Here is a 23,377-nt window from a genome sequence, read left to right as displayed (position 1 = left end):
GCGAGGCGGCTCGGGGCGCGCCCGCATCAGCTTTCGGGCTTGGTGAACGAGCTCTGGACGAAGACCTGCGTGTTGCGCGGCCCGCTCACGCGCACGGTGACGCGGTAGATGGGCTGCACCGGCGGCGGCGCCCGGGTGGCGAGCTGGGCGCTGCCGCCCACGGCCTCGCGCGTGATCGGCACGCAGTGGCCGCGGCCCTGGTCGGTGGCGCTCTGGGCGGCGATGTCGCACATGCGGTCCACCAGGTAGCGAATGCGCACGCCCCCGGTCAGGTCGCCGATGGCGCCGTCCATGTCGTTGGCCGTGCTGCCGACGGCAGCGAAGGCCGTGTCGGTGAGCAGCGCATTGGGAATGCCCATGTCGTTGACGGCCAGCGGCGTCGGGCTGTAGTTGAGCGCCTTGTTGGCGGCGGCCGTGCCGCCCACCGGATAGGTCTGGTCCATGGCGCGCTTGATGGCCGACTCGGCCTGGTTGACCAGGTCGCGGCGCAGCGCCAGGCTGCCGGTGTTGGACAGCGAGGCATTCATCGAGCGTGAGACGGCGACGCCTCCGGCCAGCAGCACCACCAGAACGATCAGGCAGAAGACGAGCACGACGCCACGCTGGCGCCGCAGGCCGGCCGCGCAGCGCGGCCGTGAGACGGGACGAAGGCTCATGAGGCGGGCTGCTTCATCAGCAGGTTGCGCAGGGGAACGACGGTGTCCACGACGCGGTAGCGGTAGTGCCGGTCGTCGTCGGAAAGGTTGATCGTGTACTTGAGCGCCGTCTGGTCGCTGAACAGCACGTACGTGGCCGGCGACACCATCGTCTTCTCGTACACGGGGCTGCGCACCAGCATGGCCACGCGCACACCGACGATGCGGCGCTGGGTGTCCGGTGTCTTCATCAGGGTCTTGATGGTGTAGTCGCCGGTGGGCGCCACATAGCCGCCGTCCCACACGCCGTCCGGCGTCGCGCTGCTGTCCACGGCATAGAGCGCCCGCAGCGCATAGACGCCCTCGGCCAGCGGCTCGGCGGCGCTGCTGCCGGTCGAGCGCAGCAGGTCGTAGCGGTACAGGATGCCGCCGGTGCCCACGCCGAACATCTGCATCTGCAGGTTGTCGGCATCCTGGTTGCCGAGGGCGGTCATGTAGGCATCGGAACTGCCGGCGATGCCGGCCAGCGAACTGCTGGTGGTGTTGGCGCGGAAGTACAGGCCGGCCAGCGGCAGCGTGTCGGTGCCGGCCGCGGGCTGGGTGAAGCTGCCATCGACCTGCGTGACCACGCAGTCGCCCGCGCTCTTGGCGCTGATGAGCAGCACGTCGTTGGCCTGCAGGCCGAGGGTGTTGTCCAGCAGGATCTTCTGGGTGCCGGCATTGCCGCGCACCAGGCGCGGCAGGTCGCCGAGCGCGGCGCTGCCGCCCATGGTGACGAGGATGTCGGAGCCGGTCTGGCTCTGCCCCTGGCCGATCAGCACCGGCGCCAGGCGCAGGTCGGCGCTGTCCGTCGCGCCGCCCAGCAGGCCTGCGAAGGGGGCCGGGAAGGCGGCGCTCACCGGCAGCACGTTGGTGCCGTTGCGCGCCGCATGGAGCTTGCAGCCCATCACGCCCCAGTCGAAGCCCTGGGCGAAGCCGGCGCCGGCGGAGCGCAGCGCCCGGTCGAGCGTGGCGGCCGTGAAGCCGCCGGTCTGGGTCATGTCGTTGGTGCCGGTGGTGGTGCGGCGGTTGGCCTCGCCCACCACCAGCATGCTCATCACGGCCAGCACCACGATCAGGCCCAGGGCCATGGCGACCAGCAGTTCGATCAGCGAAACACCGCGCGCGGACCGCCGGCCCGCGGCAGCGCGAAGGAGCATCGTGCGTGCAGCCATCCGGTTCACAGCGAAGGCACGGTGACCCGCGTGCGGAAGCTGCTGGCGGCGTCGGTGCTGCTGCGCGAGGGCGGCTTCCAGGTGATGGTGATGTCCACCGCGTTGGTGCTGCCGACGCGGTCGAAGCCGCCGGTGCCGCTGGGCAGCAGGCTGGCGGACGAGGCCACCTTGTTCTTCCAGCTCGTGATGGCGTCGCTGTCCAGCGCGACCGTCTTCTTCATCCAGACCTGGGCGGCGATCTCGTCGGCCAGCAGGGCCGCGCGGCTGCGGTAGTCGGCCTCCAGCGACAGCGAGGTCGCCTGGGCCTGCAGGCCGATCAGCCCCAGCAGGGCGATGGAGAAGAGCAGGATGGACACCAGCACCTCGATCAGCGCGACACCCGCCTGGCGGGGGCCGCGCGACGGGGCGGCGCGATCGGTGTGGCGGGGCATTCGGCGCTCAGCTTGGGCAGCCGTCGGGGCTGCTGGTGATGTTGCGGGCCGGGTCGCACATGCGCACCTGGCCGCTCAGGCCCACGGTCACGCGCAGGGGTCGGTCGGCACCTGTGAGCGTGATGTTGTAGGCCTGCTGCGGCGGCGTGCCGGTGGGCACCTGGCAGGCGGCGGTCAGGCCCGAACTCGCGCCGGTGGACACGACGCGCCCCAGGCTGCTGAAGCACAGCGCCGCCGGCCCCGTCACGGCCACGCCGTCGGCCGCGCCGCTGAAGTTGCCGGTGCTGACCAACTGGGCCGTTTCGGCCGAGCCGTCCATCGGCAGCTGGTAGACCGCCCAGAACTTGCCGCCGCTGCGCACGGCCACCGACGCGGGGGCCGTGGCCGGCGTACTGTCGGTGAACACCAGCACCATGGGACGGCTGCGGCTCAATGCCTCGGCCTGGGCGGTGCGCAGGCCGTCCTGGATGTTGTTGGCCGCGGTCCGGATGCGGCTGTTGCGCACCCAGTCGGCCAGCGAGGGCACGCCCACCGCCAGCAGGATCGCCAGCAGCGAGACGGTGATCATCAGTTCGACGAGGGTGAAGCCGGCCACGCGGCTCCGCCCCCCGCGCGCGCCGCGCCTCAGGAGGGACACGTCTGGCCTCGCTTGAGGATCCACGCGTTGGCGCAGTCGGCGCCCCAGCCGGAGGGCAGGTTGTACGTCGAGCGCTTGCCGGCCTGGTCGAGCTTGAAGGTCAGCCCGCCCAGCGCGCTGGAGACCGCCTGGATCGAATAGGCGCTGGCCGTCGTGCTGTCGCAGGAGATGAGGAACTTGCCGACCGTGCGCGAGATGTCCGAGCCGGTGCGGCAGGGCGACTGCACGCTGCTGCTCACGTCGGAGTACTGCCGGTTGTCCTGGAAGTACCGCTCCATGTTGGCCTGCATCGTCGCCAGGCCGTTGGTGCCGTCCACCATCTGGCCGCGCAGCACGTAGTCGCGGTAACTGGGCAGGGCAATGGCTGTCAGGATCGCCACGATGGCGACCACGATCATGACTTCGATGAGCGTGAAGCCCCGAGTGCGCCGCGTGCTGAACCTCATCGGGACCTTTGCGGAAGAGAGAGAAAAAAAGGAGATTCTTACCTAAACGTTACTGAATTGTTAAATGCGGTAACCAAGACGTCAATCGAACGGCTGCTTGCTGCAGTTGCAGCCGTTGTGCTAGTGGCTCGGCCACAACGCCAGCCGTATGGAGGATGGACGGCCCGACGCCCGCCGGGCAGGCACTTTTTCGCCCAGGCAGCTGAGGCCGTGGCGAGCCGCGCCATCCGGCGCCTACATCGCGCAGGCCTGCCGCACTACGCCGGCATGGCGTGGGCAACCCTGTTCGGGGCGTTTCAGCTTCCTAGCATGGAATGCATTCGCCGCATCGCGAATGCCTGGGGCAATCCCGCCGCAGGCGCTTCGACCAGGAGGTATTCATGAACAAGGATTCCGTGCAAGGCAACCTGAAGCAGGCCAAGGGCTCGGTCAAGGAGACCGTGGGCAAGGCTTTCGGCAGCGAGAAGATGCAGGCCGAAGGCATGGCCGACAAGGCCGCCGGCAAGGCCCAGGAAGCCTACGGCGACACCAAGGAAGCCGCCAAGGACGCGGCCGACAAGCTGCGCCACTGAGCCTGCCCCGCCACAGGCCTGGCGCCGCATCGGCGGCGCCCGTCCATGCAGGCCGTCGACGGACTGGGCCCGACCCGGTCTCCGAAGGCTGGCTCCACCGTCCGTCTCACACAAGGTCTCCGCGTCCTCTTCGACGCGGAGACCTTTTGCTTTGCCGCGTGCCCTCGGCCGCATGGCCAGGGTGCGCGGCGAGTCAGGCTCCGCTGGGAAAGCGCAGCGACGCTCGGCCACAGTTAACAATAGTTCACATTTCAGCGACTTTTCGGTGCTCAGGTCGGCGTCTTGTCTGTCACGGCCGATACCATCGTTAACTAAAGTTAACAGTCCGTGCCGTTGATGTCACGGCGCCCCGCGACGCAGCCTCCCCCGCGCGTCCAGGCGCCGGTGGCCAGGGCGCGCTTTCCGCCTTCCGATGCACGTCCTCTCGATTTTTGGAACCCGCCCCGAAGCCATCAAGATGGCGCCCCTGGTGTCCGCGCTGGCCGCGGAGCCCCAGCTGCGCAGCACCCTGTGCATCACCGGACAGCACCGCGAAATGCTGGCGCAGGCCATGGGGCTTTTCGGCCTGAAGGCCGACCGCGACCTGGACGTGATGCAGCCCGACCAGACGCTCAACCAGCTCAGCGCGCGGCTCACGACGCGCATGGACGAGGTGCTGCGCGAGCTGCGTCCCGACTGCGTGCTGGTGCACGGCGACACCACCACGGCCGCCGCCTGCGCCCTGGCGGCCTTCCACCTGCGCATTCCGGTCGGCCATGTGGAGGCGGGTCTGCGCAGCGGCGACATGAAGGCGCCCTTCCCCGAGGAGATGAACCGCCGCGTCGTCGATGTGATGAGCGAATGGATGTTCGCCCCCACGCCCGCCGCCCGCGACGCCCTGCGGCGCGAACACCTGGGCGGGCGGGCCTGGGTGACAGGCAACACCGTCATCGACGCGCTGGCCGCGACGCTGGCACGGCTGGATGCCGACCCGGCACTGTCGGCCACCGTCTCTGGCCGCTATGCGTGGCTCACGCCCGGGCGCCGGCTGGTGCTGGTCACCGGCCACCGGCGCGAGAACTTCGGCGAGGGCTTCCGCAACATCTGCGCCGCCCTGCGCGAGCTGGCGCTGCGCGATGACGTGGAGGTCGTCTACCCGGTGCACATGAATCCCAACGTGCGCGGCGTCGTCATGCAGCTGCTGCACGGCCTGCCCAACGTCCACCTGATCGAGCCGGTGGGCTACCTGGACTTCATCTGGCTGATGCGGCGCGCCCACCTGATCCTGACCGACTCCGGCGGCGTGCAGGAAGAGGCGCCCCACCTCGGCAAGCCCGTGCTGGTGATGCGCGATGTGACCGAGCGCCCCGAGGCCGTGGCCGCCGGCACCGCGCACCTGGTGGGCACCGCGCCCGAGCGCATCCTGCGCGCCGCCCGCCGCCTGCTGGACGACGCGGACGCGTATGCCGAAATCGGCCGCCGCGGCAACCCCTACGGCGACGGCCACGCCTGCCGCCGCATCGTCGATGCGCTGTGCGGCCGCCCCGTGGCCGAGTTCGCACCCCCGCCCCTCCAACCCGCTTCCGTTCCGAGCCTGGACTTCGCATGAGACTGCCCCATCGCCTCCTTCGCCCTCTTCCGCTGGTCCTCGGGGTCGGCCTGCTGGCCCCCGTGGCCGCCCTGGCCAGTCCTGCGGGCGACGCCCTGCAGCGACTGCAGGGCGAGACCTGGGTCACGCGCAGCTTCACGCTGGCCGACCTTGGCATCACCCGCACGGTGCTGCTCACCGGCTTCGACGCCAAGCAGGAGTTCTACCTGCCGGTGCCGCGCAGGGTGGCCATCGCCGATGCCGGCATCGACTTCCGCGGCCGCTACTACAAGCCCGAGGAGGCCCGCACCTCCATGACGCTGGCCGTCAACGGCCGGCCCGGCTACGCCACCCGCGTGGACACAGCCGAAGGCGACGCCAGCCAGACGCTGAAGGTGGACACCCGCACCATCGTCGACGGCTTCCTGCGCCTGGGCGTCAGCTGGATCAACAACTCGCCCGAGCGCATCTGCGCCTACGAGCGGCCGTCGGGCAACGTGCTGGCGGTCGAGCCCGACACCCGCTTCACCTACCGCTTCACCAGCGGCGCCCTGACCGACCTGGCCGACGCCTGGGTGGCCCTGCCCGCCAGGCCCACGATGATCGTGGCCGGCAAGCGCCTGTCCAAGGGCGCCTACGACAGCGCCTGGCGCATCGGCCTGGCCATGGAACAGGCCGGCCGCCAGATCAACGTGCGCAGCTTCCCCGCGGTGGGCGACAGCGTCGACACCCAGGGCTGGCAGATTCCGCCCGCGCTGGCCGGCCTGCCCGCCTTCTCGGGCCTGGCCGCCGGCGAGGCCCGCCACCAGATCCGCGACGCGGCCGAGGTGGGCGCGCTGATGGTGCTGGGCTCCGGCGCCGCCACGGGCGACCTGCTCGTGATGGACGCCCCGTTGCGCCAGCAGATGAATGCCGCGCTCGATGCGCTGGCCGCGCAGCTCAATGGCGATGCCGACGCCGCGCGTGCCCTGTCCGACTGGCGCGGCCGCCAGACGGCGCTGGCCGCCGACGGCATGCCCTCGCACATGGTGCGCCTGGCCACGCTGGGCGCCCGCCCCGTGATCGTGCTGGCCGAGGACGCCGGTGCGCAGGCCGCCGGTGCCTTCGCCGATGCGTGGCGCAACGTGCTGATCGGCCGCAATGCGGTGATCGACAAGGCCGACCAGGCCGAGGCCACCAGCCGCACGGTGATCCACCCGACGCAATGGGGCGGAACCAATCCCAACTTCGACGTGCTCGCCAAGGGCGACTGGACCGTCACCATGCCGCTGGCCGCGCTGTCGGCCGACGGCCGCCTGCCCACCGACATCGCCGTGGACCTGGCCGTGTCGCCCAGCGCGGGCCGCTCCGCGCCGGTGGCCACGATCTACTGGAACGACACGCTGCTGGGCGCGCGCCGGCTCAATGCCGACGGCCATCCCGAGCGCATCGACGCCCGCGTGCCCAGCTATGTGCTGGGCCTGAACAACGTGCTGCGCGTGGCCATCCAGCGCCAGCCCTACTACGACGGTTGCAACGAGGCGCCCCAGCCCTACCCGGTCCAGGTGCTGCGCACCACCGCCCTGCGCACCGGCGACGCCAAGCCCGACGGCACCTTCGTCGGCCTGCTGCCGCTGATGGCCTACCACCCGCAGGTGGCGGTGCCCGAGTCCTACCTGGCCGATGCCATCGCCACGCTGCCGCGCGTCGTGCGCATCGCCGCCGCTGCCGGCGTGAGCCCCGTGCGCGCCGAGCTGGTGGTGCAGGGCCAGGGTGCCTTCAACCCCGCCCGCCCCTTCCTGGCGCTGCAGGTTCCGGTCGACGGGGCCAACGCCCGCGTGTCCGTCAAGGACGGCCACCTGCGCATCAACGGCAAGCAGTCGCCCTGGCTGGATGTCGGCGGCCTGAGCCAGGCCAGCGCCATCGAGGTGGCCAGCAGCCACGGCCAGTACGGCCTGGTCTACCAGGTGCTGGGCACGCAGCCGGCGCTGGGCAAGCCCTTCGTGCTCAACCGCGGCGACCTGGCCGTGCTGGGCGATGAGGGTCCGGTGGCCTGGTCCGACGGCAGCACGGCCGCCAACAGCGATGCCGCGCCCGAAGACTCCGGCTTCCTGGCCGAATGGCGCCGCCATCTGTCGTGGGGCGTGCCGGTGATCGCCTTCGCGCTGCTGGCACTGCTGCTGCTCTTCGTGATCGCCCATCGCCTGAAGCGTCGCCATGACCGGAACAAGTGACCCCCAGGCTGCGCGCTGCGCGCTCCGCCCCCCCCCTGAAGGGGGCGCACCCGGCGGCCTGGCAAAGCCAGTTCCGCGGGTGCCTGCGCGTGGCCTGCTCCGCGGCCGCTTCTTGCGCGCCGGCGCCCGGCTCTGCGGATGCTGGCAGGGGGTGGTGCTGCGCTCGGCCAGCGTGTTGCGCTGAGGCACTTTCCAAGCATGGACTCGCTCTACTGGCCGTACCTGGCGGCCGACTACTACCACCTGCTGGAGGTGCTGACGGCGACCGTCGCGGTGCTGGTGCTGATCTCCGGCCTGGATGACCTGTTCATCGACCTCTGGTACTGGGTGCGCGAAGCCTGGCGCGCGCTGACCGTGCGGCGGCGCTATGCGCCGCTGTCGGTGGCGCAGCTGCGCGAACGCGCAGAGCAGCCCATGGCCATCATGATCCCGGCGTGGCACGAGTACGACGTGATCGCGCCCATGCTGGCCAACATGGTCTCGACGCTGGAGTACCGCGACTACGCCATCTTCGTGGGAACCTACCGCAACGACGCGCGCACCATCGAGGAGGTGGAGCGCATGCGCCGGCGCTACCGCCACCTGGTGCGCGTGGAAGTGCCGCACGACGGCCCCACCTGCAAGGCCGACTGTCTCAACTGGGTGGTGCAGGCCGTCTTCAAGTACGAGAAGTCCACCGGCCAGCGCTTTGCGGGCGTGGTGCTGCACGACAGCGAGGACGTGCTCCACCCGCTGGAGCTCAAGTACTACAACTACCTGCTGCCGAGGATGGACTTCATCCAGCTGCCCGTGACCTCGCTGGAGCGCCACTGGTTCGAGCTGGTGGCCGGCACCTACATGGACGAGTTCGCCGAATGGCACAGCAAGGACCTGGTGGTGCGCGAGAGCCTCGCCGGCACCGTGCCGTCGGCTGGCGTGGGCACCTGCTTCTCGCTCCGGGCCCTGCACACCCTGGCCGAGGCCACGCAGAACCAGCCCTTCAACGTCGACAGCCTGACCGAGGACTACGACATCGGCAACCGCCTGGGCCAGCTGGGCATGAAGCAGATCTTCGGCCGCTTCGAGGTGGACTACGTGACGCGCCGCACCAAATGGTTCGGGCTGGGCGGCGAGAAGGTGCATGCGCTGCGCATGCCGCTGGGCGTGCGCGAGTTCTTTCCCGACACCTTCCGCACCGCCTACCGGCAGAAGGCCCGCTGGACGCTGGGCATCGGCTTTCAGGGCTGGGAGCAGGTGGGCTGGCGCGGCTCGCTCGCCGCCAAGTACCTGCTCTACCGTGACCGCAAGGGGTTGGTGACGTCCTTCGTCGCCATGCTGGGCTATCTGCTGGTGCTGAACTTCATGCTGTTCTTCCTGGCCTACGAGTTCGGCTGGTTCACGGTGCACTACCCGCCGCTGCTGCATCCGGGCAGCTGGGTGGTGACGGTGATGGCCATCAACGGCGTCCTGCTGCTGTGGCGCGTGCTGCAGCGGGCCTGGTTCGTGACCCACATGTACGGCTGGGAGCACGGCCTGCTGTCGGTGCCGCGCATGGTGGTGGGCAACTTCATCAATGCCGCCGCCGCGGCCCGGGCCTGGCGCCTGTTCCTGTCGCACAAGCTCTTCGGCACGCGGCTGGTCTGGGACAAGACCATGCACGACTTTCCCTCCGACGACCACCTGGTGCAGACGCGCCAGCGGCTGGGCGAGCTGCTGCTGTCCTGGCGCGCCATCGACCCCGAGCACCTGGAAGCCGCGCTGCGCCTGCAGGCGCAGTCGCGCCGACCGCTGGGCGCCATCCTGGTGGACAACGGCTGGCTGGACGACGCCACCCTCGACGAGGCCATCGCCTTCCAGGAGAACGACTCGCAGTTCGTCGGCCTCGAAACCCACACCCAACAACAGGCACCCGCATGAAACCGCTGCACCGCAAAGCCACGCTGGCGATGGCCCTGGCCGCGGCCTGGCCGGTGATGCCGGCCCTGGCCTCGGTCGCGCCCCTCGCCGCCGAGGTACCTGCCGGGCAGGACACCGGCGTCCAGTTGCGCGTCGCGTGGCGGCTCGCGCTGCCCGAGACGGCCACGGCCGGCGGGCAGCCCGCCCCTACGCCCACGCCCTCGCCCGAAACCCCGCAGGACGCCCTGCAGATGGCCGAGCTGCCCGGCTGGCGCCGGCGCCTGTCGGGCGACAGCCTGGCCATGGTGCGCATGGCGCGCATCGAGCCGCGCGGCCTGCCCTCCTCCGCCGACGCCGATCCGCTGATGCAGATCGGCGGCGCGCCGCCGCCGGCGCCGCCGCAGGGGCCGTTCCCGCCCGGTGGCCCCGACGTGGTGCTGGGTGCCGGCGCCCGACGTCTGCCGACGATCCCCACGCGGCTGGACCTGGCGCAACTGCAGGAGCCGCCCTCGCCCGACGCGCCCGCGCAGTTCGTGCGGCCCGGCGAGCGCCGCGCGGCGCCGGCCGCGCGTGCGTCCGGCCCCCGCACCGGCCGCGCGAGCCGCGGCGGCAACCGCCTGCGCGGCACCGCCTGGCGCCTGGCCGCGCAGGGCTACCGCGCCTACAACCAGGGCCGGTATGCCCTGGCCCTGGAGCGCGCCGACGCGGCCCTCAAGCTGCGGCCGGACGTGCCGCGCCTGCAGCTGCTGCGCGTCTACACGTTGCAGAAGCTCGGCCGCCTGGACGAGGCCGAGCGCAGCGCCGCGCAGGCCATCGCGCAGGGCCACGGCAGCCCCGAGCTGCAGGCCGCGCTGGTCAACCTGCGCCCGGCGCCCGCCGGCACCGGCGCCGCCCCCACCGAGGCCTATCGCCGCGGCTTTCCCATCGCCACCGAGGCCTACACCCTCTACAACGACGGCAAGTACGCCGAGGCCGCCAAGCTGGCCGAGCAGGCGGTGCGCATCGATCCCAGCCAGGGTCCATGGACGCTGCTGTGGCTCAACGCGCTGGAGAACCAGCAGCGCTACGACGACGTGGTGCAGTACGGCAACGTGGCCATGGCCCTGGGCGCGCCCAACAAGGACGCGATCATGGCCCGCATGCGCCTGGCCCGGCAGCAGATCGCCAACCTGCACGCCCAGGCCGCCTACGCCGCCCTCAACAAAGGCCGCAACCGCGAGGCGCTGGCCGAGGCGCGCGATGCGGTGCGCATCGCGCCCGACGTGGCCAGCCACCGCATGCTGCTCATCGGTGTGCTGCAGGCCATGCGCGACGACGCCGCGGCCGAGAAGGCCGCCACCGAGGCGCTGTCGGCCGACGACGAGAACACCGGCGTGCAGCTGCTGCGCGCCTACCTGCGCCAGTCGCTGGGCGAGACCGCCGCCGCGCAGCAGGACATCGACGAGGTGCTGGCGCTGGACTGGATCACCGACGACCAGCGTCGCAATGCCCGGCTGATCGGCGCCGACCTGGCGCTGGCGGCCGACCAGCCCGATCGCGCCCGCGCCCTCGTCGCACCGCTGCCCGCGGACGACGCCCAGGCGCAGGCACGGCTCAAGCGCGCCAGCCGCTTCGCCGGCTGGGGGAGCGATGCGGACAACAGCCTGGAGACGCATGCGCCGCTGCAGCTGTGCCGCGACACGCCCTACGGCACCGTCTGCGAACTGGCGCCCTGGGACGACCCGGGCACCGACAGCCCCGCCAGCCGCGCCTATGCCGCCTATGGCCGGCAGGAATACCCCAAGGCCATCGCCCTGGCCCGCCGTGCCGTGGCCGAGCAGCCGGACAGCGAAGCCAACCAGAACCTGCTGACCACCACGCTGGCCTCCGGCAACGCACAGGAGCAGCAGGAGGCCATGGACCGCCTCAACACCGCCCTGGCCGCCAAGCCGCAGGACGCCGGGCTGCTGCGCCAACGCGCCTACCTCTATGGCGCGCGCAAGCAGTACGACCTGTCGCTGCAGGACTTCGTGGCCGCGCGCAGCACCGGCGAGGCCCCCGAGACCAACGTGCTGGACGAGGCCTATGCCACGGCGGCCGTCGGCAACCGGCCGGCCGCCGCGGCCATGCTGCGCCAGGCCATCGACGATGCCGATGCCGGCAAGCTCACGCTCGACAAGCAGCAGCGCTTCGACACCCGCAGCGCCATCGCCAACTTCTCGCGCGAATGGGGCGTCAACGCCTCGGTGGGCTACCGCGGCGCGCGCTCGCCGTCCAACGCCCTGGCGGGCCAGCCGATCTCGGTGCCGGGCAATGCCACCTTCAGCACGGTCGAGGCCTACTGGCGCCCGCCGGAATTCCTCAACAGCAGCAACCGCACCTTCGAGGTGTATGGCCGGCTGTCGAACACGCTGCACAGCGGCAATACGGTGACCGGCGCGCAGGTGGTGGACAACCCCTGCGGCGGCACGACAACCGTGAGCCAGGGCACCTTCAACAGCGCCTCGGGCTGGCCGTCGACCGTGGGCGCCATCGGTGCGCGCTTCACGCCCGATGCCGGCACCAACCTCACCTTCGGCATCGAGCGTCAGTTCCTGCTGGGCACGGCCACGCGCTCGGGTGCCATCAACGCCGGGCCGGCCTCGGTGCGCTGCGCGCTCAACAGCCAGGCCGCCACCATCGACTACCAGGGTGGCAAGGCCTCGGGTGGCTGGCAGGCCTACATGCTCTACGGCTTCTACGAGGGCACCGCACTGCGGCTGGACAAGCCCAGCTGGTACACGATGGAAGGCTATGTACAGGCCGGCTACACGCTGCTGGACCATGGCGTGGACTACACCGAGCGCGATGCCTCGGGCAACACGCTCGCCACCGGCAACGGACGCCTGCGCCGCGGCCAGGGCTTCGCGGCCGGCGAAGTGCGCGTGGGCCGCAGCTTCCTGACCTCGTACAGCGACCGTCTGGTGGTGTTCCCGCACGTCACGCTGGCGGCCGACTGGTACTCGACGCAGGCGCGCGTCAGCGGCGTGCCGCTGGCCGGCGCCAGCAGCTTCGCGCTGGCGGGCAACGGCAGCAGCTGGTCCGCCGGCGCCGGCATCGGCGTCAACCTGCGCTACTGGCTCAACGAGGACCGCTACAACGCCCAGCGCTCGCATGCCGACCTGAGCCTGCAGTACCGCGCCCGCCTGGGTGGCGACGCCGACCGGGCCAAGGGCCTGTTCATGACGCTGTCCTATTCCTACTGATTCCTGCCGACGCGCGGCCCAACCGCGCGCACCGAGACGACACGACGAGGGGTTTGCATCCATGACCGACGACCGCACCGCCCGCGGCCTGCGACGCCGCCACCTGCTGGGCCTGCCCATGGGCCTGGCCCTGGCCGGCCTGGCACGGGCCCAGCCCGCCGACAACCTGGCCTTCGTGGGCCAGGACAACTACATCTTCGCGGCCTGGGACAGCCTGACCACGCCCGACTGGAAGGGCATCAATGCCACCGTGGCGCGCGTGGCGCAGGTGGGCCAGCTGCTGGCGGCCAAGGGCGTGGCCCTGGTGGTGCCGGTGCTGCCCGACAAGATGCGCATCTACGAGGAGAAGCTGCCCGCGGACAAGCCCATGTCGCCCGAGATGCGGCAGCGCTACGCCGGCATCCTCTCGCGCCTGCAGGCGGCAGGCGTGGCGACCTTCGACGACGAGAAACTGCTGATCGCCCTGAAGGCTGCCGGCCAGCCGGTCTACTACCGCACCGACCAGCACTGGGCGCAGCCCGCGGCCGACGCCACGGCCCAGGCCACGGCCGACCTGATCCGCCAGAAGGTGCCGAACCTGGCCGGGCAGCCCGGCACCGGCATGGCGCTGGGGCCGCTGATCAACGAGCGCCGCTACGGCGACCTGGCCGACCGCTTCCTGTCGCCCGAGCAGCGCCGGGCGGTGGGCCGCGAAATCTATTCCGTGCGCCGCGCCGGCGATGGCGAAAGCCTGCTGGCCGATGCACCCTCGCCGGTGCACGTCACCGGCAACAGCATGGTGCAGCCCTACTTCGGCTTTCCGCAGAAGCTGTCGAACCTGCTCGACCGGCCCGTGTCGGTCAACTGGAAGCCGGGCGACGTGGGCTTCTGGCGCGTGCTGCTCGAATACGTGGAATCGAACGCCTTCCGCCAGCAGAAGCCGCAGGCGCTGGTGTGGCAGCTGTTCGAGCCCAACTTCCACCTGGGACCGGACGCGCGCGGGCTGTGGGACAGCGCGTCGGTGGTGTCGGCCGAGGAGTGGCAGCGCCGCATCCAGGCCGCGCTCGCGTGAGCATGGCCGCACCGCCTGCGCCCCCGCCCTCCGCCTCCGCCCCCCCCGACCGCCGGCACGTCCCCTTCGCCATCGTCATCGGCCTGCTGCTGGTCGCCGGCCTCGCCTGGGGCGCGTGGCGCTTGGCAACGACGGATCGCACCGCCTGGCAGCAGACCGGCGCCGAGGCCGCCATGAACCGCACGCTGGGCGCCTTGCCTGGCCAGGGCGACTGGACGCGCTGGGGTGCCGGCCTGCGCTGGCGCCTGCTGGGCGACCTGGGCCCACAGGTGGCCCCGGGCTGCCCGGGATGGCTCTTCTACCGCGACGGGCTGCGCCCCCAGGCGGGTGAGGCGGCCGCTGCAGCGGCCTATGCGCGGCGCGTGGCGCTCATGCGGCATTGGGCGCAGTTGCTGCGCGCACGCGGCGTGCAGCTGGTGGTGGCCACGGTGCCGGACAAGTCGCGCATCGAGGCCGCGCACCTGTGCGGCCTGTCGGTGTCGACCGCCATGCAGGCCCGGCTGGACGACTGGCAGCAGCGCCTGGCCGAGGCCGGCGTGCCGCAGGTGGACCTGCGCCCTGCGCTGGCGGCCCTGCCCCAGGCCTACTACCGCACCGACGTGCACATGGCCCCGGCAGGCGCCGAGGCGGCGGCCGATGCCATCGGGCGCGCCGCGCTGCCGATGCTGGGCGGTCCCGGCACCCAGCGCTTCGACGACCAGCGCGGCGCCGCGCCCGAGCCGCGCATGGGCGACCTGATCGTGCTGGCCGGCCTCGATCGGCTGCCTGAGGGCTGGCGCCCGGCGCTGGAGCGCTTTACGCCCGAGCGCATCGTGCCGGTGGCCAGCGGCGGCCTGCTGGATGCCGGCCCCGCCGCCGAGGTGCTGCTGGTGGGCGACTCCAACGGCCTGCGCAGCGAATTCCCCGGCCGCCTGGGCCGCCAGCTCGGCCGCGAGGTCTGGACGCTCAGCCATGACGGCGGCTACTTCTCCGGCGCCATGCTGGCCGCCCTGGCCCAGCAGGAGCGCTGGCCCGCCAGCCTCAAGCTCGTCGTGTGGACCTTCTCCGAGCTCTCGCTCTCGCTGCCCCTGAGCGCCGACGAGGCGCGCGCCGCCGCCGCCCTGCCCTGACGCGCATGCTGTTCAACTCGTACCTCTTCCTGTTCCTCTTCCTGCCGGTGGCGCTGGGCGGCTACTACGCCCTGGCCGCGACCGGCCGGCGCTGGGCGGCGCTGTGGCTGTGCCTGACGTCCTTCGTCTTCTATGGCTGGTGGAACCCACGCTTCGTCGCGCTGCTGGCCGGCTCGATCCTGGTCAACCATGTGTTCAGCCGGCTCATCATCGGCAGTGCCGCCGACAAGCGCCGGCAGTGGTGGATCACCGCGGTGGGCGTGGGCTGCAATCTGGCGCTGCTGTTCCACTACAAGTACTTCACCACGCTGCTGGGGGCGCTGGCCGACCTGGGGCTGCGCGCGGGGCCGGTGCAGGACATCCTGCTGCCGCTGGGCATCTCCTTCTTCACCTTCACGCAGATCGGCTACCTGCTGGACTGCCAGGCCGGCGCGGTGAAGAAGGCGAGCCTGCTCAACCACACGCTGTTCGTCACCTTCTTCCCGCACCTGATCGCGGGCCCGGTGCTGCATCACAAGGAAATGATGCCGCAGTTCGACCAGGCCGAAACCTATCGCTTCCGCGCCGAGAACCTGTCGGTGGGCGGCACGCTGTTCGTCATCGGCCTGGCCAAGAAGGTGCTGCTGGCCGACAGCATCGCGCCCTATGCCGATGCCGGCTTCGCGGCACCCGGCGACCCGCAGTTCTGGGGCGCCTGGGGCGCCGCGCTGGCCTACACGCTGCAGCTGTACTTCGACTTCTCGGGCTATTCGGACATGGCGCTGGGCCTGGCCAAGATGTTCGGCGTGCGCTTTCCGCTGAACTTCAACTCGCCCTTCAAGGCGGCCAGCATCATCGACTACTGGGCGCGGTGGCACATGACGCTGACGCGCTACCTCACCACCTACCTGTACTACCCGATGGCGATGAAGGTCTCGCGCTGGCGCAGCCGCCGCGGCCTGCCGGTGGGCGCCGCCGGCAGCCGCACGCCGCTGGGCTTCGCGCTGATGATCGGCTGGCCCACGCTCTACACCATGGGACTGGCGGGCGTGTGGCATGGCGCGGGGTTGCAGTTCTTCATCTACGGGCTGCTGCACGGCAGCTACCTGTGCATCAACCACGCCTGGCGCATCGGCCTGGCGCCGCGCATCGCACCCCAGGGGGAACGGGGCAAGCGCCTGTGGCTCTTCGGCTGCGTGGGCCTGACCTTCGCCTCGGTGACCGTGGCGCACGTGTTCTTCCGCGCCCATGACGTGCAGGGCGCTCTGGCGCTGCTCGAAGGCATGGCCGGGCTGCGTGGCGTGGAGTCGCTGGGCGGCGCCCAGGCGGCCGGCCTGCTGGCGCAAGGCTGGGCCGGCTGGCAGGCCTTCGTCGGCCGCCACGTGCAGGCGCTGCTGATCGTGGCGCTGCTGGCCATCGCCTGGGGCACGCCCAATGCGTACCAGATCCTCGGACGCTTCTCCCCTGCCCTGGGGCGCGTGCAGGAAGGCCGGCCCACGTGGCTGCGCTGGCAGCCCAGCGTGGGCTGGCTGGGCGTCGTGCTGCTCCTGCTGCTGGTCAGCGTCATGAACCTGCATCGCGAAGCGCGGTTCCTCTACTTTCAATTCTGATGAAGCCTCTCGCCTTCCTCCTTCACGCGCTGGTGCTGCCCGCCGCCTACGCCTTCATGGCACTGCCCGCCCATGCCCAGGACGGCACGCTGTCGCAGCTGTATGCCGCGCGGCCACCAGCCGGCTCGTCCTTCGTGCGCGTGGTCAACCCCACGACCGAGACGCTGCTGGTGCAGGTGGCCGGCGGCCCTGCGCAGCGCATCGGGCCGCAGACGCCTGCCACCAGCTACGCCATCGTGGCCGGTGGCAGGCCCTTCACCGTGCAGGTGGGCGGCAAGAAGGCCGCGACGCTGGAGGTGCAGCCCGACCGCTTCGGCACCTGGGTGCTGCGGCGCGAGGGCACGGGCCATGCCTTCACCGCCATCGACGACACGGGCGATGTGCCCGATGCGCTGAAGGCCGAGCTGCGCTTCTACAACCTGGTGCCCGGCTGCGCCAAGGCCCAGTTGCAGATCGCACCCGCCGGCACGCCCGTCGTGCGCGACGTGGCGCCGATGGCGGCCGGTGCGCGCTCGGTGAACCCGGTGACGGCCCAGCTGGCCGCGGCCTGCGGCGGTGCCACGAGCGCGGCGCAGCCCCTGCCTGCGCTGCAGGCCGGCGACCATCTGAGCCTGTTCATGACCGGCACGGCCGACAAGCCGGTGCTGACGATGCAGCCGGCCCGCACCGACACCTTCAAGCGTTGAGCGTCTCGTACAGCCGTGCCAGCCTGGCGCGGTCGGTCTTGTAGTTGACCGACACCGGCAGCTGCGCGCAGGCCAGCAGCTCCGACGGGATCATGTAGTGCGGCAGGCGCGCGGCCAGCAGCGCCTTCCAGTCGGCCAGTTCGGCCGGCAGCGCCGGGTCGTCGCTGCCCGTCTCGACGAAGGCCACCAGCCGCGCCACGGTGCCGTTGGGCCGACGAAGCGCCACCGCCGAGGCGCCGCGGCTGCCCGGCAGCGTGGCCAGCGCCGCATCCACCTCCATCAGCTCCAGCCGGTAGCCGTTGAGCTTGATCTGGTCGTCGATGCGGCCATGGCAGAAGAGCAGGCCGTCGTCGGTCTCGGTGCCCAGGTCGCCGGTGCGAAAGCCGCGCTGGCCGTCGCGCAGGAACATGCGCGTGGTGTTGAGGTCGGGCCGGTTGAGGTAGCCGCGCATGACGTGCGGGCCGGCGATGCACAGCTCGCCCTCGTCGCAGTACACGGCGCTGTCGCGCTTGGCACGCCCGATGGGCAGCGGCGCGTCGGTGGCGAGCATGGCGTCTTCCACCACCAGGAGCGTGGTGGCCACCGTGGCCTCGGTCGGGCCATAGGTGTTGAGCAGCGGCACGTCGGGAAAGCGCTTTCGCAGCTGTCGGCACAGCGGCACGGGCAGCGGCTCGCCGCAGAAGACGAAGGTGCGCAACTGCGGCAGCGCGGCCTGCGTGAAGCCCGGGTTGACCAGCTGCTGCTGCGCGAAGGACGGCGTGGACACCCAGGTCGTCACGCCGTGCTCGGCCATCAGCGTCGCCACCTTCAACGGCGAGGCGGCGTCCTGCCGGTCGAGCATGAGGATGGTGCCGCCCAGTGCCAGCGTGCCGAACACGTCGTAGAGCGACACGTCGAAGCTGAACACCGTCTGGTCGAGGAAGACCGGGCGCTCGCCCAGGGCGAAATCCAGCCGCATCCAGTCGATCAGGCCCTGCACGCTCTCACGGCCGATCTGCACGCCCTTGGGCTGGCCGGTGGTGCCCGAGGTGAACATCACGTAGCAGAGTTGCTTCTCGGCCAGCGGCATGCCAGGGCCATCGCGCAGCACCTCGAAGCGGCCCTGGGCCGCGTCGTAGAGCAGATGGGCATCGAGGATCTGGCAGATGCTGGCCAGGCGCTCGGCCGGGTACACGGCATCGACCGGCACGAAGGGCGCGCGCAGCATCAGCGCGCCCGTCAGCGCCACCATGAAGGCCGCTTCCTTGTGGCCGCGGATGACGATGGGCATGTCCGCGCCCAGGCCCAGGCGGCGGGCCTGGTCGCACCAGGCTTCGGCCTCGCGCTGCAGTTGGGCCCAGTCCAGGTGGCGGTCGCGGGCCACGATGGCGGGCCGCTCACCGCCGGACTCGGTCTGGACGAAGCGGCCGCTGTCGTAGTCGAAATGCATGGCGGGCGGGGCAGGCCTCAGGCTGCGTTGGCGACCACGAAGTCGGTCAGCGTGCGCACCGAGTAAAGATGCTCCTGCGCCTCGGTGATGGGCACCGTGCAGCCGAAGCGGCTCTCGATGGCCAGCATCAACTCGACGGCGGCCACAGAATCGAGCAGGCCGGATTCGAGCAGGGGCACCTCCGGGTCCACCTTCTTGAGGATGGCGGACTGGATCAGGGCGATGAGTTGTTGTTCGATCTCGGCAGGCGTGGTCATGGATGGAAAAGGCGGAGGCGCGGGGCCTCGATGTTCAAAGGTCGCGGTTGAGCGGCACGCCCAGCACCACGGTGGAAAGGCTGCCCAGGATGCGGTCGTCGTTGACCATCACCGCCGCAGCATGCGCGTCGCGGATGTGGCGGCTCAGGTAGAACTCGCCCGGCTCCATGTAGCCCTGGATGCCGCAGATGCGCAGCGCAATGTCGGTCACGCGCACCACCAGCTCCGAGGCGCCGACCTTCAGCGCGTTGTAGCTGACCATGCGCTCGGTGGCGGTCTGCGGGCCGTCGGCGTCCTCGTAGAGCGCCATGCAGGCGGCGAGCGTGCCGCGGAACTGCTGCACCAGCGTCTCGCCCTCGGCCAGGCGCAGGTTGGCGATGGGGTTGAGCGGCGCGCCGCCACGGTTGCGATGACGCAGAAAGGCACGGGCCCGGCCCAGCGCCGACACGGCGATGCCCAGCCACACGGCGCCCAGCAGCAGGTGCGAGGTGGGCAGCATGGTCTGCGACATGTGCACCGAGAACGGCTCGGCATAGACCTGCTCCGGCCCGCAGTCGGCCACCAGGTCGTAGCGGTCGGTGCGGGCGCCGCGCATGCCCATGGGGTTCCACGGCGCGTGGGCGTGCAGCTGGATCTGGTCCCTGAGCACGGCCACCAGCCGCTGGTCGGTGGGCGCGGCGTCCTCGGCGCGGCGGGCGCTCACCAGGAAGACGTCGGCCGCAGGCGCATAGGAGATGACGGCGCCGTTCTTGCGCAGCCGCAGATGGCCATCCGTCTGCGGGTCGAGGAAGCAGGCGCTGGAGCGGATGGCACCGCCGGTGGCGCCTTCGGTGGTGGCCGAGGCCACCAGCCACTGCCCGGACGCCATGCGCGCCAGCAGGCCCTGCAGCCAGTCGCTGTTCTGCGCATGCTGGATGGCCACGGCCGACTGCGACTGGTGCATGGCGTAGATCAGGCCGGTCGAAGCGCAGGCCTCGGACAGGCGCCGGCAGACGTTGACCACGGTGCGCAGCGGCAGCCCGGGGCCGCCGTGACGGGTGGGCACCAGCAGGCCCAGGAGCCCTTCCGCCCGCAGGGCGTCGAGCACCTCGGTGGGCAGCCGGCCCTCGCGGTCGACGGCATCGGCATGGGCGGCGGCCAGCTGGGCCGCACGGGATGTGGCGTCCTCCACGGAGGCCGCTGCAGACAACGATTCAGCGGCCTTCATGCCCGTCCACAACTTGCGAATGTTGATACATTTTTAGTATATGTTCACTTTTCGCAAGCTTTGCGGAGCCGGCGTGACCACCACCTGACGCGGGCGCGCCCGGTGTGACATCGGCCACGCGCGGACGCTTTTTTCAGGCGTCGCCGCCGCGCCAGTCGCGCAGCAGCTTCTTGGCCTCGGGCGTGTCGCCGAGCAGCCAGGGGTCGATGGCGAAGGCGAGCACATGCTCGGCGCCGTAGGTGCGCGCCACCTCCAGCTGGGCGCGCACGCGTTCCAGCGTGGCGGCCCGGGCGCGAAAGCCGTCGGGCTGTCCGGGCGGGTTGGGCAACTGCTCGAACAGCTCCACGATCAGGTCGAAGGCGACGCCACGCTGGCGCAGCAGGCGGCGCAGCGGCTCCAGCCCCGCATAGTTGCCCATGCCGGCCACGCCCACGCCATCCTGCAGCATGGGCCGCAGCGGCGCCGCGTCCAGGATCTCGGCCCACAGGCCATCCAGCGAGCCTGGCGTGGGCAGGCGGCTGTAGAAGGTGGAGACGGCCAGGCGCGGCTGCCCGCGCCGGGGCGGCTCGGCCGCCAGCTCGCGCAGCCAGGCCGTGAGCAGGCGCCGGCGCTCGGGCGTGGCCCAGTTGTACTGGTCGATCTCGTAGGGCAGGTACCAACCGCGGAAGGCGGCATGCCCGGGCCACGGCTCGGTGCGCATGGCCGCCAGGCTGCGCTCGCGCGTCTGATCCAGGAAGGCCGGCAGCGCCTCCGGCTGCTTCGCACCCAGCGTGGTCCACCAGCGCTCGTCGTAAGGCAGGCCCAGGCGCACGCCCATGCCCTGGCGCGCCGCTTCGTCGAACAGCATCTGCAGCAGCGCGGGCGGCAGCATCCAGTCGTTGGCGCCACCGTACAGGCCCATCCACTGGACGACCACCTCGCGGCAGCCCAGCTCGCGCGTCACGCGCAGGCGGCGCTGCCACTCCTCGAGCGACAGCGCCTCGTGGCTGCGCCAGGGCTGCAGGAAGGTGCCGTCCAGGCGCATCGGCGCGGGCGCGCAGCCGGCTGCCAGCAGGGCTGCCGCGGCGCCCGCGGCGCCGAGCCAGGAACGTCGGGTGGGCATCGTGTCGCCCGCTCAGGTGTAGCGCTTTTCGAGCGCGTCCCAGCCGGGCTTGCCCACCAGGCGCTGGCGCTCCGCGAAGGGCGCGACCAGCCCGCTGGACTCCTGCACTTCCTTTTGGTCGCGCAGCACGGTCAGGGTCTTCTGCATGCCCATCACCGCACCTTGCAGCGCGGCATTGGCGTACAGCACGATGCCGTAACCCAGCTCGCCGAGCTGGTCGGCATTGAAGATGGGCGTCTTGCCGCCGATCACCATGTTCATCAGCTGGGGCTTGGCCAGGCGCTGCGGCAGGGCGCGCACCTCGTCGGCCTTCGTCACGGCCTCGACGAAGAGGATGTCGGCCCCGGCCTCGGCAAACTGCTGCGCCCGCTCCACCGCGGCCTCGAAGCCGTGCGTGGCGGCCGCGTCGGTGCGGGCCAGGATCATCAGGTCGGCATCGCGGCGCGCATCGACGGCCGCCTTGATCTTGCTAACGGCCTCTTCGGTGCTGATGACCTCCTTGCCCGAGAAGTGGCCACAGCGCTTGGGCGCGACCTGGTCCTCCAGCTGGATGCAGTCGGCGCCGGCACGCTCCAGGGTGCGCACCGTGTGGTAGACGTTGAGCGCATTGCCGAAGCCGGTGTCGGCATCGACGATCAGCGGCAGCGACACCGCATCGCGGATGCGCGCCGTGTGGTCGGCGATCTCGGCCAGGCCCATGAAGCCCTGGTCGGGCATGCCGAACCACATGTTGGTGACGCCGGCGCCGGTGACGTAGATCGCCTCGAAGCCGAGGTCTTCGATCACGCGGGCCGAGAGGGCATTGAAGGCCCCCGGCACGAGCACGCCGCGGCGGGCCTCGACCAGGGTCTTGAGTTGTTTGCGAGTGGACATGCAAGCAAGGGGTTCGACGGTCGGGGGCCGCCCGGCAATGCCGGGCCCACCCTGGCCGTCCGGTTCAGAAACAGTCGCCGGGCACGCGCACCCAGCCTTCCATGAGCACACGGGCGCTTCGGCTCATGAGGGCCTTGGTGACCTGCCATTGCGGCCCGGCCGGCCCATCGACCTGCCGCGCCTCGGCGCCGACCCGCAGTAGACCAGAGGGATGGCCGAAGCGCACGGCGCTGCGTTCGCCGCCCCCGGCCGCAAGGTTGACGAGCGTGCCCGGAATGGCCGCCGCAGTGCCGATGGCCACGGCCGCCGTACCCATCATGGCGTGGTGCAGCTTGCCCATGGAGAGCGCACGCACCAGCAGGTCGATGTCGGCCGCGCGCACCGCCTTGCCGCTGGAGGCCACGTAGTCCTGCGGCGGCGCCACGAAGGCGACCTTGGGCGTGTGCTGCCGCGTAGCGGCCTCGGCCACATCGCGGATCAGGCCCATGCGCACGGCGCCCCAGGCGCGGATCGTCTCGAAGCGCGCCAGCGCGGCGGCGTCGCCATTGATGGCGGGCTGCAACTCGGTGCCGGTATAGCCCAGCTCGGCGGCGCTGAGGAAGATGGTGGGGATGCCGGCGTTGATCAGCGTGGCCGCGAGGGTGCCGACACCGGGCACGTCGAGCTGGTCGACCACCCGGCCGGTCGGGAACATCGCGCCGCCCTCGCCTTCCTCCGCCGGGTCCAGGAATTCGAGCGGCACCTCGGCGGCCGGGAAGGTCACGCCGTCGAGCTCGAAGTCGCCCGTCTCCTGCACCTGGCCGTCCGCCATGGGCACATGGGCCACGATGGTCTTGCCGATGTTGGCCTGCCAGATGCGCACGGTGCAGGCGCCTTCCGCTGGCACGCGCGACGCATCGACCAGGCCCGCCGCGATGGCGAAGGGCCCGACTGCCGCCGACAGGTTGCCGCAGTTGCCCGACCAGTCGACGAAGGCGCTGTCGATGGCGACCTGGCCGAAGAGGTAGTCCACGTCATGGCCGGGGCGCGCGCTCTTCGACAGGATGACGACCTTGCTGGTGCTGGAGGTGGCGCCGCCCATGCCGTCGGTCTGCTTGCCGTAGGGGTCGGGGCTGCCGATCACGCGCATCAGCAGCGCGTCGCGCGCGGGGCCGGGCGTGCGGGCGCGTTCGGGCAGGTCCTGCAGGCGGAAGAACACGCCCTTGCTGGTGCCACCGCGCATGTAGGTGGCGGGGATCTTGATCTGATGGGCGGGCATGG

Annotated in this window: 20 protein-coding genes; 9 read left to right on the top strand and 11 right to left on the bottom strand. The window is 71.2% G+C overall.

Annotated elements, in window-relative coordinates; translation table 11 throughout:
* Window positions 1–26: 26 nt before the first annotated feature.
* The 5 genes from DFR41_RS18675 to DFR41_RS18655 are packed head-to-tail and all read right to left on the bottom strand — an operon-like array spanning window position 27 to window position 3,363.
* Window positions 27–656 (bottom strand): pilus assembly PilX family protein, encoded by a 630-nt coding sequence (locus tag DFR41_RS18675; protein ID WP_114803853.1) that lies wholly within the window; start codon window positions 654–656, stop codon window positions 27–29.
* Window positions 653–1,834, bottom strand: coding sequence for a PilW family protein (locus DFR41_RS18670; RefSeq protein ID WP_170159419.1), 1,182 nt, complete (start codon window positions 1,832–1,834; stop codon window positions 653–655). The genes DFR41_RS18675 and DFR41_RS18670 overlap by 4 nt, the downstream gene beginning before the upstream one ends.
* A gap of 20 nt (window positions 1,835–1,854) precedes the next feature.
* Window positions 1,855–2,280 (bottom strand): type IV pilus modification PilV family protein, encoded by a 426-nt coding sequence (locus tag DFR41_RS18665; protein WP_114803851.1) that lies wholly within the window; start codon window positions 2,278–2,280, stop codon window positions 1,855–1,857.
* A gap of 7 nt (window positions 2,281–2,287) precedes the next feature.
* The gene (locus tag DFR41_RS18660) at window positions 2,288–2,917 is read right to left on the bottom strand and encodes a pilus assembly FimT family protein (RefSeq protein WP_147284391.1); all 630 of its coding nucleotides are present in this window, start codon (window positions 2,915–2,917) and stop codon (window positions 2,288–2,290) included.
* Window positions 2,905–3,363, bottom strand: coding sequence for a type IV pilin protein (locus tag DFR41_RS18655; RefSeq protein ID WP_114803849.1), 459 nt, complete (start codon window positions 3,361–3,363; stop codon window positions 2,905–2,907). The genes DFR41_RS18660 and DFR41_RS18655 overlap by 13 nt, the downstream gene beginning before the upstream one ends.
* A 380-nt stretch (window positions 3,364–3,743) precedes the next feature.
* Here DFR41_RS18655 and DFR41_RS18650 point away from each other — a divergent pair, with 380 nt between their 5' ends.
* From DFR41_RS18650 to DFR41_RS18610, 9 genes are all read left to right on the top strand, one after another.
* Window positions 3,744–3,935, top strand: a complete 192-nt coding sequence (locus DFR41_RS18650; RefSeq protein ID WP_017757436.1) for a CsbD family protein — start codon at window positions 3,744–3,746, stop codon at window positions 3,933–3,935.
* A 412-nt stretch (window positions 3,936–4,347) separates the two neighbouring features.
* Complete coding sequence (wecB, locus tag DFR41_RS18645) at window positions 4,348–5,523, top strand: non-hydrolyzing UDP-N-acetylglucosamine 2-epimerase (protein WP_114803848.1); 1,176 nt, start codon at window positions 4,348–4,350, stop codon at window positions 5,521–5,523.
* Complete coding sequence (locus tag DFR41_RS18640) at window positions 5,520–7,715, top strand: cellulose biosynthesis cyclic di-GMP-binding regulatory protein BcsB (RefSeq protein WP_114803847.1); 2,196 nt, start codon at window positions 5,520–5,522, stop codon at window positions 7,713–7,715. Before wecB ends, DFR41_RS18640 begins: the two co-directional genes overlap by 4 nt.
* A gap of 198 nt (window positions 7,716–7,913) precedes the next feature.
* A complete protein-coding gene (locus DFR41_RS18635; protein ID WP_114803846.1) occupies window positions 7,914–9,611 on the top strand; it encodes a glycosyl transferase family protein in 1,698 nt (565 codons plus the stop codon).
* Window positions 9,608–12,814: an NfrA family protein gene (locus tag DFR41_RS18630; protein WP_114803845.1), complete on the top strand. Its 3,207-nt coding sequence runs from the start codon at window positions 9,608–9,610 to the stop codon at window positions 12,812–12,814. Before DFR41_RS18635 ends, DFR41_RS18630 begins: the two co-directional genes overlap by 4 nt.
* Window positions 12,815–12,875: 61 nt before the next feature.
* The gene (locus tag DFR41_RS18625; protein WP_114803844.1) at window positions 12,876–13,865 is read left to right on the top strand and encodes an alginate O-acetyltransferase AlgX-related protein; all 990 of its coding nucleotides are present in this window, start codon (window positions 12,876–12,878) and stop codon (window positions 13,863–13,865) included.
* A 2-nt stretch (window positions 13,866–13,867) separates the two neighbouring features.
* Entirely contained in the window at window positions 13,868–14,974 is a 1,107-nt protein-coding gene (locus DFR41_RS18620; protein ID WP_114803843.1) for an alginate O-acetyltransferase AlgX-related protein, read from the top strand.
* A gap of 5 nt (window positions 14,975–14,979) precedes the next feature.
* On the top strand, window positions 14,980–16,563 hold the full coding sequence (locus tag DFR41_RS18615; protein ID WP_114803842.1) for an MBOAT family O-acyltransferase: 1,584 nt from the start codon (window positions 14,980–14,982) through the stop codon (window positions 16,561–16,563).
* Complete coding sequence (locus tag DFR41_RS18610) at window positions 16,563–17,249, top strand: alginate O-acetyltransferase AlgF (protein WP_114803841.1); 687 nt, start codon at window positions 16,563–16,565, stop codon at window positions 17,247–17,249. Before DFR41_RS18615 ends, DFR41_RS18610 begins: the two co-directional genes overlap by 1 nt.
* On the opposite strand, the gene DFR41_RS18605 is transcribed toward DFR41_RS18610, so the two are convergent.
* From DFR41_RS18605 to prpF, 6 genes are all read right to left on the bottom strand, one after another.
* Complete coding sequence (locus DFR41_RS18605) at window positions 17,239–18,678, bottom strand: AMP-binding protein (protein WP_114803840.1); 1,440 nt, start codon at window positions 18,676–18,678, stop codon at window positions 17,239–17,241. The two genes, DFR41_RS18610 and DFR41_RS18605, sit on opposite strands and share 11 nt — an antisense overlap.
* A 17-nt stretch (window positions 18,679–18,695) precedes the next feature.
* Window positions 18,696–18,935 (bottom strand): acyl carrier protein, encoded by a 240-nt coding sequence (locus tag DFR41_RS18600; protein ID WP_017760834.1) that lies wholly within the window; start codon window positions 18,933–18,935, stop codon window positions 18,696–18,698.
* A 34-nt stretch (window positions 18,936–18,969) separates the two neighbouring features.
* Window positions 18,970–20,142 (bottom strand): acyl-CoA dehydrogenase family protein, encoded by a 1,173-nt coding sequence (locus DFR41_RS18595; RefSeq protein WP_114803839.1) that lies wholly within the window; start codon window positions 20,140–20,142, stop codon window positions 18,970–18,972.
* 133 nt (window positions 20,143–20,275) lie between these two features.
* A complete protein-coding gene (locus DFR41_RS18590; protein ID WP_114803838.1) occupies window positions 20,276–21,244 on the bottom strand; it encodes a DUF4434 domain-containing protein in 969 nt (322 codons plus the stop codon).
* Between the two features lie 12 nt (window positions 21,245–21,256).
* On the bottom strand, window positions 21,257–22,117 hold the full coding sequence (locus tag DFR41_RS18585; RefSeq protein WP_114803837.1) for an isocitrate lyase/PEP mutase family protein: 861 nt from the start codon (window positions 22,115–22,117) through the stop codon (window positions 21,257–21,259).
* Window positions 22,118–22,181: 64 nt separating this feature from the next.
* Window positions 22,182–23,375, bottom strand: a complete 1,194-nt coding sequence (gene prpF / locus DFR41_RS18580; RefSeq protein WP_114803836.1) for a 2-methylaconitate cis-trans isomerase PrpF — start codon at window positions 23,373–23,375, stop codon at window positions 22,182–22,184.
* Window positions 23,376–23,377 lie beyond the last annotated feature (2 nt).

It is taken from the genome of Pseudacidovorax intermedius (assembly GCF_003350475.1).
GTDB lineage: Bacteria > Pseudomonadota > Gammaproteobacteria > Burkholderiales > Burkholderiaceae_C > Xenophilus > Xenophilus intermedius.
The sequence above is the reverse complement of the archived record's forward strand: the minus strand, read 5'-3'. Positions and strand labels throughout refer to the sequence as shown.